Annotated in this window: 10 protein-coding genes and 1 other RNA gene; 6 read left to right on the top strand and 5 right to left on the bottom strand. The window is 35.2% G+C overall.

All coding sequences use genetic code 11. The annotated features are described in order from the left end of the window. The first annotated feature begins 51 nt into the window (after positions 1-51). A complete protein-coding gene (locus EKL99_RS01645) occupies positions 52-1,338 on the top strand; it encodes a dicarboxylate/amino acid:cation symporter (RefSeq protein ID WP_126453385.1) in 1,287 nt (428 codons plus the stop codon). 538 nt (positions 1,339-1,876) lie between these two features. On the opposite strand, the gene EKL99_RS01640 is transcribed toward EKL99_RS01645, so the two are convergent. Continuing rightward, complete coding sequence (locus EKL99_RS01640; protein ID WP_126576270.1) at positions 1,877-3,130, bottom strand: DEAD/DEAH box helicase; 1,254 nt, start codon at positions 3,128-3,130, stop codon at positions 1,877-1,879. 111 nt (positions 3,131-3,241) lie between these two features. Beyond that, positions 3,242-4,279, bottom strand: coding sequence for a formimidoylglutamase (locus EKL99_RS01635; protein ID WP_126459968.1), 1,038 nt, complete (start codon positions 4,277-4,279; stop codon positions 3,242-3,244). A gap of 100 nt (positions 4,280-4,379) precedes the next feature. Here EKL99_RS01635 and EKL99_RS01630 point away from each other — a divergent pair, with 100 nt between their 5' ends. Then, positions 4,380-5,264, top strand: coding sequence for a hypothetical protein (locus EKL99_RS01630; protein WP_126576269.1), 885 nt, complete (start codon positions 4,380-4,382; stop codon positions 5,262-5,264). A gap of 48 nt (positions 5,265-5,312) precedes the next feature. Here EKL99_RS01630 and hutI read toward each other — a convergent pair whose 3' ends face one another. Continuing rightward, a complete protein-coding gene (hutI, locus tag EKL99_RS01625; protein WP_126562190.1) occupies positions 5,313-6,551 on the bottom strand; it encodes an imidazolonepropionase in 1,239 nt (412 codons plus the stop codon). A gap of 11 nt (positions 6,552-6,562) precedes the next feature. Beyond that, on the bottom strand, positions 6,563-7,639 hold the full coding sequence (locus EKL99_RS01620) for a glutaminyl-peptide cyclotransferase (protein ID WP_126576268.1): 1,077 nt from the start codon (positions 7,637-7,639) through the stop codon (positions 6,563-6,565). Between the two features lie 86 nt (positions 7,640-7,725). On the opposite strand from EKL99_RS01620, the gene ffs reads away from it, so the two are divergent. The 3 genes from ffs to fsa all read left to right on the top strand — a co-directional run bounded on the left by ffs (position 7,726) and on the right by fsa (position 9,533). Next, positions 7,726-7,823, top strand: an RNA gene (gene ffs, locus EKL99_RS01615) — signal recognition particle sRNA small type. Positions 7,824-7,934: 111 nt separating this feature from the next. Further along, positions 7,935-8,738 carry an SDR family oxidoreductase gene (locus EKL99_RS01610; RefSeq protein ID WP_126576267.1) on the top strand — a complete coding sequence of 268 codons (804 nt, stop codon included), beginning with the start codon at positions 7,935-7,937 and terminating at the stop codon, positions 8,736-8,738. 138 nt (positions 8,739-8,876) lie between these two features. Then, positions 8,877-9,533, top strand: a complete 657-nt coding sequence (gene fsa / locus EKL99_RS01605; protein WP_126576266.1) for a fructose-6-phosphate aldolase — start codon at positions 8,877-8,879, stop codon at positions 9,531-9,533. Between the two features lie 120 nt (positions 9,534-9,653). On the opposite strand, the gene EKL99_RS01600 is transcribed toward fsa, so the two are convergent. Continuing rightward, positions 9,654-11,315, bottom strand: coding sequence for an MFS transporter (locus EKL99_RS01600; RefSeq protein WP_126562186.1), 1,662 nt, complete (start codon positions 11,313-11,315; stop codon positions 9,654-9,656). A gap of 346 nt (positions 11,316-11,661) precedes the next feature. Here EKL99_RS01600 and nagB point away from each other — a divergent pair, with 346 nt between their 5' ends. After that, complete coding sequence (gene nagB, locus EKL99_RS01595) at positions 11,662-13,599, top strand: glucosamine-6-phosphate deaminase (RefSeq protein WP_126564202.1); 1,938 nt, start codon at positions 11,662-11,664, stop codon at positions 13,597-13,599. Positions 13,600-13,622: the final 23 nt, after the last annotated feature.

The following is a 13,622-nucleotide window of genomic DNA, read 5'->3' as shown; positions in this document are numbered from 1 at the left end:
AGTTTTTTTTTGTAAAACATCAGTTTGTCTGATTCAAATGAATTTAAAATTATGAAAAAACTTGCTTTACATTGGAAAATTCTTTTAGGAATGATTCTAGGGCTCCTTTTTGGATTAGTAATGAAAAACTTAGAACAAAAAGGAATCGTAATTGACTGGATAAAACCTTTTGGAACTATTTTTATAAACTTACTCAAAATGATTGCTGTTCCCTTAATTGTGGTTTCATTGATTGTTGGATTAGCAGATTTAAAAGATATTTCTAAACTTTCTAAATTAGGGGGAAGGACAGTCTTTTTTTACTTATGTTCCACAGTAATAGCAGTCATTATTGGTTTGTTGTTAGCCAATTTAATTAAGCCCGGAACTTACATTAACGAAGAATCCAGAATAAGCTTACTTGAAAATTTTTCGGTTGATGCTTCTCAAAAAATTGAATTGGCGGTAAAAGCTAAAAATAGTGGGCCACTGCAACCTTTAATAGATATTGTGCCAGATAATTTTTTTAAAGCTTTAAGTGATAATGGAAGTATGTTGCAAGTCATTTTTTTTGTTATTTTAGTTGGGATCGGTCTGATTTTAATTGAAGAAAAAAAATCAAAACCTGTCGTTGATTTCTTTAAGGGATTGAATGATGTAATTCTGAAAATTATTGACATTATCATGCTTTTTTCACCAGTTGGTGTTTTCGCACTGATGGCCGCACTGATGGTCGAAATTCCAGATTTTTCAACATTAGGAGCGCTGGGAATCTATGGATTAACAGTTTTGCTTGGCTTGTTTTTGATGATGTTTGTATTTTATCCAAGCTTATTAATGATTTTTGCAAAAGTAAATCCAATACAGTTTTTTAACGCCATTGCGCCTGCCCAATTATTGGCTTTTTCAACAAGTTCAAGTGCAGCTGCACTGCCCGTTACCATGGAATGTGTTACCGAGCGTTTAGGAGTTGATGAAGAGGTTTCCAGTTTTGTTTTGCCTCTGGGAGCAACAGTAAACATGGATGGAACTAGCTTGTATCAAGCAGTAGCTGCGATATTTATAGCTCAAGCAATGCTTCCGGAAGCTTTAGACCTCAGTACACAATTGATGATAGTTGTGACGGCAACACTAGCTTCTATAGGATCAGCAGCGGTTCCTAGTGCCGGAATGGTGATGCTTGTTATTGTTCTTGGTCAAGCTGGGATTCCAGAAGCTGGTCTAGCGCTTATTTTTGCTATTGACAGACCTTTGGATATGTGCAGAACGGTAGTCAATGTGACAAGTGATGCAACGGTAGCAACTATTGTTGCTAAATCTGTCGGAAAATTAAACAAACCAAAAAAAATTACTTTATAACTATTAGTTCCTTGTACAGCATGAAGTGGATTTAATATATTTGAAATTCATGAGACTTCAAAATAGTTCACTTTTAACACTTAATTGATTAAAATAAATTATTATTTATTGGCGTATAAATTTATATTTGATTAAATTTAGTCACTTATGAATCAGGTGTATATTGTGTTGTTAATAGTGTTTGTAGTTAACTTTTTCAGTGATGACGTACTTGCATAAACGTAAACGGCATCAAACAATGAGATCGTAAAATTAACGGATCATGCGTCACAATACCTGAAGAATGCTGATTTCAAAAAATCCTTTAAAATTTCGAAAATTGCCTTGTACAAAGCCATTACTCAAAAGGATAAATTTTCTATAGTAATTTCTTTAGTACATGACAAAAATAGATAGTATTGAAATTCAAGAAGATTAAGGTCATTTAATTCAAATAATAATTTCATTAAAACGCTTAAAAATAACACGTTAACGATAAATCACTTTTTAACGACAGTTAAAAAGTGATTTATTACAGATGTAAGTCAGTATAACGAATTTAATACCAGCGTTTTTTATTTTGTTTGGAAACCTCTGATTTTCTTGATTTATGAGCTCCACCACTGCGGTTTGAGTTCTTTTGAGTTCCCGCGGGAGCGGTTTCAGGACTTCCTGAATGCCAACCGTATAGGTGATCACTTACGGTTTTTACATCTACTTTTATTAATTTCTGAATGTCTTTCCAATATTGGTGCTCATCTTTGCTACAAAAAGAAATTGCAACACCTTCATTTCCGGCACGACCGGTTCTGCCAATTCGGTGTACATACGTTTCGGGAATATTGGGTAAATCAAAATTAATGACAAATGGTAATTGATCAATATCAATTCCTCTGGCTGCAATATCAGTAGCCACTAAAACATTCACTTCTTTATTCTTGAATCCTTCTAAAACGCGTTGTCTGGCATTTTGAGACTTGTCACCATGAATCGCTTCGGCAGCAATATCGTGTTTGCGCAATGCTTTTACAACGTTGTCAGCTCCGTGTTTTGTTCTTGAAAAAACCAAAACATTAGACAGTTTTTCGTTCTTAATTAAATGATACAGCAAATTTCTTTTTTCTGCTTTTTCAACAAAATATACGCGTTGTTCTACGTTTTCAGCTGTAGAAGAAACAGGAGATACGGTAACTGTTGCAGGATCTTTCAGAAACATTTCGGCTAATTCTCTTATGGCCATTGGCATTGTAGCCGAGAAAAATAAGGTTTGTCTGTTATTAGGGGTCAGTTTTACAATTTTTTTGACATCATTTACAAATCCCATATCCAGCATCTGGTCCGCTTCGTCAAGGACTAAAGTATGCAAATGGTCTAAATCGATGAAACCTTGTTTGACTAAGTCTAGCAAACGTCCTGGAGTAGCAATCAGGATATCAATTCCTTTTTTCAGCATTTCTACCTGTGGCACTTGAGAAACGCCACCAAAAATAGTAAGTTGCACTAAGTTTGTATATTTTCCATATTGGTCAAAATTTTGTCCAATTTGAACGGCCAATTCTCGGGTTGGGGTGATGACTAAAGCACGGATTGGACTTGCTTTTTTAGAGGACCCTACTATTCTATGCAATTGATGAATAATAGGAATGGCAAATGCGGCCGTTTTTCCGGTACCGGTTTGGGCACAACCAATCATATCCCTACCTGATAATACGATTGGAATGGCTTGTTCTTGTATTGGAGTTGCTTCTAAATAGCCTTGTTCAAATACGGCTTTTTGTATACTTTTTGAAAGTGGTAAATCTTCGAATAACATATTTTAAATATTAAATATCATGTATTAAGTACATAGATAGTGCTGCAAAGGTAGTGTTATTTATCGATTAGGTTAATAGGTATTCGTTTAAGCAATTTATCATTTAACCAGTTAGACAATCTGCTGGTTCGATTTAATAAAATCAGTCACCAGATAGCCTATCAGTTTACCTATTAAATGATTGTTTTTTTCTTCGCCTAAATCCGGTGCGCCTTCACAAATGTGTAAATAGGCAGCATTTTTATTTTTGGCAAAATAGTATATAAATTGCCTAAGTTGCTCCACAGAGTATCCACTCATAGTCATGGCACTGCAGGCAATATTAGGAATCGCATCCAAGTCGATCTCTATTCCAAAAAAATCATCATTTATAAATTCCGAAGCGAGCGCCATTTCCTGATCAAAGTTTTTTTCTCTTCTAATACTTACACTATCATAGGTGTTAAAACGAACTCGATCCTCTATTTTCTTAATGATATCCAACACACTTTTTGAAGTGTAGTTTTCATGTAGTCCAAAAATAAAATATTTTTTCAAAAAACCTTCTTCATAAGCATACGAAAAACCATTGCCACTGTGACGTCCTTCTATAATCCTAAAATCAGAATGCGCATCAAAATTGATTGCATTAATAGGTTTGCCTTTGGCGAGTGCAGTTCCTTTTATATTTCCGTATGAATTATTGTGTCCGCCACCAATGATTATTGGAGTTTTACCTGATTTTATAATGTTAAAAATGATATGAGAGACATCTTTGTCTATTTTTTCAACTAATTGGCTTAACTTAAAACGATCATCAATATCATTAAAATCAAGGTGTTCTACTTCCTGCATTTTCTCACTTACGTCTAATTGCCCTAAAACAATTAACTGACTTCCTTTACAAAAACGATTGTGCTGAATATTAGCGATACTTTTTATGGCACTGTCCCAAGCTGAAGCCGCCCCGGGTCGGCCAAAATTAGCTCTTATTCCAATGTCTTCGGGAATACCAAATAATACATATTTAGCCTCACAGGTTGTTAGAAAATCAATTGAATCAACATCTTTTGGGATGGTTATCATTTTTTCTCCAAACTTTATCTCGCCACTTCTGTGGTTCGTAATTTTTGCAAGATCATGAATTGTAAAGCGTATAATTTTTTCCATTAAAAAAAATATTTTTTCCCAAAAATAATATAAATGTATCAACTTGCGTTATTCATTAGTTATATATTGTTAAATTTGTAGAAATTAAATTAATTAAAAGATGGAAAATCAAAAAAGCAGTTCAAGTCTTAAGGCGGTTATAGCAGTGTTGGCTATTTTATTAGTGGGGAGTTTGGTTTACATTTTTAAAATGACTTCCGACGCAGATACCGTTAAAACAGAATTGAAAACTACATTGACCGAAAAAGAATCGGTTATGAAAGATTTGCAGGAATTAAAATCAACGTATGATGCCGCAATTGCTGAAAACACATCCATGTCTGATGAGTTAATTCAAGAAAGAGATAAAGTAGTAAACTTGATGAATGATTTGAGTAAGTCCAAAGGGGATGTAGCTTCATTATCTAAATACAGAACTCAATTCAATGCCTTGCAGGGAAATATGAAAGTTTTAATGGCTGAAAATGAAGGGTTGAAAAAAGAAAACACAACCTTAACTATACAACGAGACAGTACTGTAGTGGTCTTGGGAGAATCTAAAAAATACAACGAAGTATTAGTTGGACAAAACGAAGAATTATCTAAAGCGGTTGAAAAAGGATCTAAATTAACGGTTTTAAATACTAGAGGAACAGCTTTTAAATTAAGAAGTTCTGGAAAACAAATTGAAACAGACAAAGCAAGTAGAGCCGATGTTTTAAGAGTTAATTTTACGATTGCTGAAAATCAAATTGCTATGTCCGGTGACAAAATGTATTACGTACAAGTAATTGACAGCAAAAACAATGTTTTAGGAGACAAGAAAACGGAAAATTTTGGTGAGAATACGTTAACATACAGTTTTGCAACTAATGTGAAATATGAAAACAAAACAATTCTAGTTTCTGAGGATTTAAAAGGGAAAGATTTTGCTAAAGGAACGTATTTTATCAATATTTTTAATAAAGATGTTTTAGTTTCAAAAACAAGTTTTGTGTTGAGATAATCAAAAATTGAAATAATTAGGAAAGAGGAACGTGCTGTTCCTCTTTTTTTATGAAATAATTTCACCTTCAATCAGTACCGTTTCAATTAGAGTACTGCCAAAAGCGTATGGAAGCTGGTAATAGGATGTAATGGGTTTTGTAATAATTAGATTTGCTTTTTTGCCAATAGTAATGCTTCCATGAGTTTCAGAAATTCCCATGGCGTAAGCTCCATTTATTGTGGCAGCATTGATGGCTTCTTCGGGAGTCATTTTCATTTTGATGCATGCCGTTGCTACAACAAAATTCATGTTTCCTGAAGGAGTAGAGCCCGGATTGTAATCCGTTGCAAGGGCAATAGGAAGTCCTGCCGCGATCATTGCTCGTGCGGGAGTGTAGGGAATGCTTAAAAAATATGAGCAAGAAGGCAATGCAACAGGCATTGTGTCGGTATTTTTCAACGCTTTGATATCTTCCGGTTTCATAACCTCTAAATGATCTACTGATAACGCGTTGTATTCAATTCCTGCTTGAATTCCGCCAATTGAGTTGAACTGATTGACGTGAATTTTTGGCTTTAAGCCAAATTTAATTCCGGCTTCCATAATTTTTCGGGTTTCTTCAACAGTAAAATAACCCGCTTCACAAAACACATCGATGAAATCTGCCAGTTTGTTTTTGGCAATTTCAGGAAGCATATCGTTGATAATTAAATCGATATAACCTTGATGGTTTGTTGCATATTCCAATGGAAAAGCGTGAGCACCCAGAAAAGTTGCTTTTATAGTAATGGGATAATTTTTTGATAGCCGCTGAACCACTCGAAGCATTTTCAATTCTCCATCCAGCGTCAAGCCATATCCTGATTTGATTTCTACAGCTCCGGTTCCCAGTTGCATGACTTCCTCCAGACGCACCTTGGATTGGTTATAAATTTCATCTTCGGGAGTTTCGTTGAGTTTTGTAGCTGAATTTAAAATTCCACCACCACAATTGGCGATTTCTTCATACGACAAGCCATTAATCCGATCTACAAATTCCTGTTCTCTATTTCCCGCATACACAATGTGCGTGTGACTGTCACACCATGAAGGTAAAACTATTTTGCCAGTGGCATCAATTATTTTGTCAGCATGTAATTCCGGCAAATTATCCATTGATCCAAAATCAGCAATCAGGTTGTCACTAATGACCAAAAAGGCATTTTTGATGGTGGGAAGAATTGCCATTTCAGCACCGGAAACTTTAGCAATAGCAGTTTCCCTAATCTGGAGTAATTCTTTGATATTGATAAGTAGCGTTGTCATTTTATATAAAATTATTCAGAAACTTTGATTTCAAACATTTTATCCCAGTTTTTTCCGGTCACAAAAATGGTTTTGGTTTTTGGGTTGTAGGCAATTCCGTTTAGGACATCTGTATCAGGTAATTGGGTAATTTTTTTCTTCAAATCAGCAAGATTGATAATTGCTTCAACGGCTCCATTTTTAGGATTGATGACTGCAATGGCATCTTTCTGGTACACATTTCCATAAATTTTACCATCAATCCATTCGAGTTCATTGATTGCTTTTATTTTTGTTTCAAAGGAATATACGTTCAAGTAATCTACTTCTTTGAATGTGATTGGATCAATGATCCAAATTTTTTCGGTTCCGTCTGATTGGTATAAATAAGTTCCGTCATTTGTCAATCCCCAACCTTCAATTGATTTGAAATAGGGGAACGTTTTTTCTTTTTTGAAAGTATCAGCATTATACACATATCCTTCATTGTTTTGCCAAGTCAGTTGGTATACTTTGTTGTTGAGAATCGTAATTCCTTCCCCAAAATAATTGTCAGCCAGTTCTACTTTTTTATATACTTCTCCAGTTTTATAGTTTGTTTTTCTTAAACTCGAAATCCCTTTTATTCCAGAACTGTTTCCAGAACCGTTTCCAGTTCCTTCATACAGCGTGTCACGGTAAAACTCTAATCCTTGCGTGTAGGCTTGAATGTCGTGCGGATAGGTATTTACAATGGTATATTTTAATAGTTTTGGTTGAATGCCGGAAACTAATTCTACTCTTCCAGTAGCCTCAGCGGTTTGTCCTTCATAATAAACAAGGGCTTTCAGGTCTTGGTTTCCTAATTTTTGATCTTTTAATTCCAATGATAGTTTATCAAGACCTTTCTTAGAAGCAATTTTTTTATCATTGACGTAGTAAATAATGCTATCTACTTTTTTTGAATTGGGATTCAAAACCGCTAAAGAAAGGACTTCTTGTGGGGTATATAATGCTGAAAATTTAGAATTATCAAAGGTAAATAAAGTGTTTTGGCCTTTTTTTTCCTCGTTGCAACTTGCTAAAGTGATTCCTAATAAAATGATAGATAGGAAGTTATAATTTTTCATTGTTTGAATTTTTGATACCCCAATATAACGTTATTTTTTAATGATTAAAGCTCTTGTAAAAATATAAAAAGATTGTATCTTTGCACCGGCAAGTCCTACACGACCAGCTCCTGCAGACTCCCCCAGGATGGGAACATAGCAAGGGTACGTGGTTGAGCGGTGCGATGTAGGTCGCTTGCCATTTTTTTAATCTGAATTTATTTCAGATTCTTTTCTAAATTCACACAAATAAGTAGTCTTCCTTCGGGAGGATTTTTTTATTTTTGGACCTTTCGTACAATAAACATCAATAATCATGAATAAAGTAGTTTTAATAACAGGCGGTTCTTCAGGAATAGGGAAATCTATTGGCGAATTTTTACACCATAAAGGTTTTGTTGTGTACGGAACTAGCAGAAATCCGGAACGAATTTTAAATTCGGTTTTTCCTCTAATTGCTTTAGATGTTCGGGATTCGGATTCGATTCATGCGGCTGTAGCCAAAGTGATTGCGACCTCCGGAAGGCTTGATGTTGTCATTAACAACGCTGGTGTTGGGATTACGGGACCATTGGAAGAAATTCCGATGCATGAAATTAAGAATAATTTTGAGACTAATCTTTTTGGCCCAATTGAGGTAATGAAAGCAGTGTTACCACAAATGCGTACACAACAATCAGGATTAATCATCAATGTGACTTCTATTGCGGGATATATGGGTTTGCCGTATCGAAGTGTTTATTCTGCTTCAAAGGGTGCCCTTGAACTCATCACTGAAGCGTTGCGAATGGAAGTGAAATCCTTTGGAGTTCATATTACGAATGTAGCTCCGGGAGATTTTGCGACAAATATTGCTTCGGGACGTTTTCATGCTCCGGTACTAAAGGGTTCCGCTTACGAAACTCCGTACGGAAACACCTTGAAAACGATGGATGAACATGTGGACAGCGGCAGTAATCCAAATGAAATGGCTGAAGCGGTCTATCAGATTATCCAAACTCCAGAACCTAAAATTCATTATAAAGTGGGAATTTTTATGCAAAAATTTTCAATTGTTTTGAAAAGAATTTTACCAGATAAAGTATATGAAAAAATGCTGATGAGCCATTATAAGTTGTAATTTTGCACCGAATTTATTAGCGTGAGGGCTTTCCGCTTCAATCTTTTATTTTTTCTTTAAAAAATAAAAGATTGAAGCGGAAAGCCCGACCCTTGGGTCACGCCCAAAGAATTAAAACACACAATTAAATTATATAATATGAAATTTTTTATTGACACGGCTAATTTAGCTCAGATTAAGGAAGCACAGGCATTAGGCGTTTTGGATGGTGTTACCACTAATCCAACATTAATGGCAAAAGAAGGAATCACAGGAAAAAACAACATTTTGAAACATTATGTTGACATTTGTAATCTTGTTGATGGTGATGTTAGTGCCGAAGTAAATGCGTTGGATTATGACGGGATGATTAAAGAAGGAGAAGAATTAGCGGATTTACACGAGCAAATCGTGGTGAAAGTTCCTATGACTAAAGAAGGGGTTATGGCTGCTAAATACTTTTCGGATAAAGGAATTAAAACGAATGTAACATTAGTCTTCTCGGCTGGACAGGCTTTATTGGCTGCAAAAGCGGGAGCTACTTACGTTTCTCCTTTTATTGGTCGTTTAGACGATGTATCTACAGACGGTTTGGCTTTGATTGAAGAAATCAGATTGATTTATGATAATTATGGCTACGAAACTCAAATTCTGGCTGCTTCAGTACGTCACACGATGCACATTGTAAATTGTGCAAAAATTGGTGCTGATGTAATGACCGGACCATTATCTGCTATATACGGCTTATTGAAACACCCATTGACGGATATTGGATTGGCGCAGTTTGTGGCTGATTTCGAGAAAGGAAATAAATAAAAAATGCTCGGTGAGCCATTTTGAGTCTCAGCGAATTGAATAAAAAAATCCCATTTCAAATTTGAAATGGGATTTTTTTTATTGGTTTGGTTTCAATATGGTTTGGTATTATATTTTTGATTAGTGTCCGCCACCAACTTCTACTTCTTTTCCGATTCCTTGTTTTTCCAAAATTCCAATTACTTTCCATCCGTAGAATGCGATGAATGCGAAACATAAAACAGGAATGAAGTAAGAAGCATGAATTCCTATAATATCTGCTAGTTTTCCTTGTAATGGCGGGATAATACCACCACCCAAAATCATCATCACCAAGAAGGCTGAACCTTGGGAGGTATATTTTCCTAAACCTGCAATTGCTAATGAGAAAATAGAAGGCCACATGATGCTTAAGAATAATCCACCGCTCATGAAAGCAAAAATAGCGATTGTACCCGTAGTGAATAAACCAATAAGCATGGCTGTCATTCCCATTAAACCAAAAATCATTAAGGTTCTAGACGGTTGATCTTTTCCTAAAAAGAAACCAGCGATTTGGAACAAAATTACAAATGCATAAGCATATAAAGGTGTTACATCTTGTCCGGAAATAGCGTTAGCGGCTAATACGACTCCAAAAGCTATGTAAGGAACTACGATAAGTAAAATTTTCTTTAGTTGAGATGACGGGTTGAAAACTGTAATGGCTCCTGCCCAACGCCCAATCATTAAGCTTCCCCAATACATAGACATATAGGGCGCTAAAGCAGGTCCAGCTATTGAACCAAAATCAGCAGTCACCAATAATTCACCAAGGTTACTTCCTATAGTTACCTCGACACCTACGTAAGCGAAAAGGGCTAACATTCCCAAAACTAATTGTGGGTATTTCATGGCTCCCCATCCTTCAGGATTTTTTTGAGCCGTTGTATTGGCGAAAAATAATCCAATAACAACTACCAAAAGTGTAGAAACCGTTAAGGCTAATCCTAAGTAATCTTTTTCTTTGTTCTCGATAAAACGAGTAATAAATTCAGCATCTTCATAACGAGAAAAGATATAGGCAAAAATAGCAACCAAAATTACAGTGATCGCAATTAGTGTTTTCATTGCTTTATTCGCCGTTTCAAAAGTAGAATCACTTTTTCCGGCCGGTAACTTTTTAGAAAAATGGAATAAGGCTGCTGCCAATAAAAAGAGTGCACCAACAAATACATAAAGGATTCTCATAGAATCTAATGAATCTGGTTTTTGAGCAAATTCTTCGATATTAACTCCTGCAATAACACCAAACAAGGCGATAGAAACCACTATCGGTCCTATTGTGGTGCCCAATGAGTTGATTCCACCAGCAAGATTTAGTCTGCTTGATGCTGAATGTGGTTCGCCCAATGAAGCAGCAAACGGCTGTGCCGATGTTTGTTGCAGTGAGAAACCAAGAGCTACAATGAATAATGCACCAAGAATAAACAAATAACTTCCTTGTGTTACCGCTAAAATCATAAGCAGAGCTCCAAACGTACTTATCAATAATCCGTAAATAATTCCTTTTTTGAATCCCCAACCGTTTAAAATATCTTTTTTGGCGATACTGCTAAAAATAAAAAGCAATAAAGCTCCGATATAATAAGCCCCATAAAAAGCAAAATCGATAAGTTGACTTTGAAATTGGTCTAAGCCAAATTTAGCTTTGCAAAATGGAATAAAAATTCCGTTTGATGCTCCAATAAAACCCCAAAAGAAAAATACGGTTATGAGCGTGTAAAGCGCGGAATTGTTAGACTTTGTTTGTTCTGAATTCATAAGTATACATTGGTTAATGATTAAAACTAAATACTTTTATAGCTGTAAGACCGTAAATATATTTGTTAAGTAAATTAAAAAAAAATAATTTAGACTAAATATTGTTATAATTATTGAATCACCACGTTTTATTAAAAAATGATGCTTTTTTTTTAACCTTTTTGCTAATTCTAAAACGACGGTAACTTTGAAATTGGGATTAAATGTACTTTATCTATAGAAATAGTTTAAGATTTTCATAATCTCCATTTTTTTGGATACTCGAAGCAATCTGATTTATGGTATTTTTTATTTTCCTTACTCTTTTAAAAAAACTATCTTTATAATTCAGTATGAAAAACACGATATGAAAAGTGATTTAAGAAGAAAAAAAGATATCAATTATAAAAGTGCCGGTAAATTCGAAGAAACTAGATTTGAAAAAATTCATAATGAAATTTTCAAAAACTCAACAGAAGCCTCTGTAATTGTAGCGCAGGAAATTGCTGAATTGATTAAATCAAAAGAAAAGCAAAATAAATCTTGTGTTCTTGGTTTGGCTACTGGCTCTTCACCTATTAAAGTGTATGAAGAACTAGTTAGAATGTATAGAGAAGAAGGACTTAGTTTTAGCAATGTAGTCACTTTTAATCTGGATGAATATTATCCGATGACAAAAGAAAATAACCAAAGCTATCATTATTTCATGCACCAGCATCTTTTTAATCATATCGATATTAAGCCTGAAAACATACATATCCCAGATGGAACGATAGCTATTGAAGAACTGAATCAATACTGTATTGATTATGAAATGAATATTAAAAATGCTGGCGGACTTGATTTTCAATTATTAGGAATTGGTCGTACGGGTCACGTTGGGTTCAATGAACCAGGATCCCATATCAACTCGGGCACTCGCATAATTACTTTGGATCACATTACAAGAGTCGATGCCTCATCTGATTTTAATGGGATTGACAATGTTCCTAAAAGAGCAATTACCATGGGAGTTTCTACGATTCTAAGATCTAAAAGAATTGTATTAATGGCCTGGGGCCAAAACAAAGCAGATATAATAAAAAGAACAATTCAAGGCGATATTAGCTCTGAAGTTCCTGCGACATTTTTGCAAAATCATGCTAATGCTACGTTCGTTTTAGATCAATTGGCAGCTTCAGAATTAACCCGTTTCAAAACACCGTGGTTAGTGGGCGAATGTATTTGGACTCAAGAGTTAAAAAGCAAAGCAATTGTTTGGCTGTGTCAAAGTACCAATCAATCTATTTTGAAATTGACCGACAGAGATTACAATAATAATGGAATGTCTGATCTTTTAGCATTAGAAGGTTCAGCTTACGACTTGAATATAAACATGTTCAATGTGTTGCAGCACACCATAACCGGATGGCCAGGAGGTAAACCTAATACTGATGATTCCCATAGACCGGAAAGGGCTAATCCTGATAAGAAAAGAGTGATTCTTTTTAGTCCGCATCCAGATGATGACGTGATTTCCATGGGAGGAACTTTTTCTAAATTAATAAAACAAGGACATGATGTTCATGTAGTGTATCAAACTTCAGGAAACATCGCTGTTACAGATGACGAAGCCTTAAAATTTGCTGAGGTTTGTACTGATTTCATTGGAGATGCTAAAACTAAAATTGATTTTCAATCCGTTATTGATTTCCTGAGGAACAAGTCAGAAAATCAAATAGATTCTCTTGAAGTTCGGAAACTTAAAGCACTTATCAGACGCAGAGAATCGTATGCAGCCGTTCGGTACATTGGGTTAAATGAATCGAATATCCATTTTCTGGATATGCCTTTTTATGAGACGGGACTAATAAAGAAAAACCCAATCCACGCGGATGACATTGCTATTGTAAAAGCGATTATCGAAAAAATAAAACCGCATCAGGTTTTTGCCGCTGGTGATCTTGCGGATCCGCACGGAACGCATGAAGTTTGTCTTAATGCTATTTTTACTGCTATGGCAGCGTTGAAACCACAATCGTTTATGAATGATTGCTGGCTGTGGTTATATCGTGGTGCTTGGCATGAATGGGAAATTCATGAAATAGACATGGCAGTACCATTAAGTCCAGAAGAAGTAATGCTAAAAAGACACGCAATTTTATACCATCAATCGCAAAAAGACCGCGTGATGTTTCAAGGTAATGATTCCAGAGAATTTTGGGTGCGTGCCGAAGACCGCAATAAACATACAGCAAAATTATATGATGATTTAGGACTGGCAGAATATGAAGCCATCGAAGCTTTTAAACGTTTTGACTATTAAAAACATATTGAATACCTATAAAC

The sequence above is a fragment of the Flavobacterium sp. ZB4P23 genome, assembly GCF_003970375.1.
Classification (GTDB): domain Bacteria; phylum Bacteroidota; class Bacteroidia; order Flavobacteriales; family Flavobacteriaceae; genus Flavobacterium.
The sequence above is the reverse complement of the archived record's forward strand: the minus strand, read 5'-3'. Positions and strand labels throughout refer to the sequence as shown.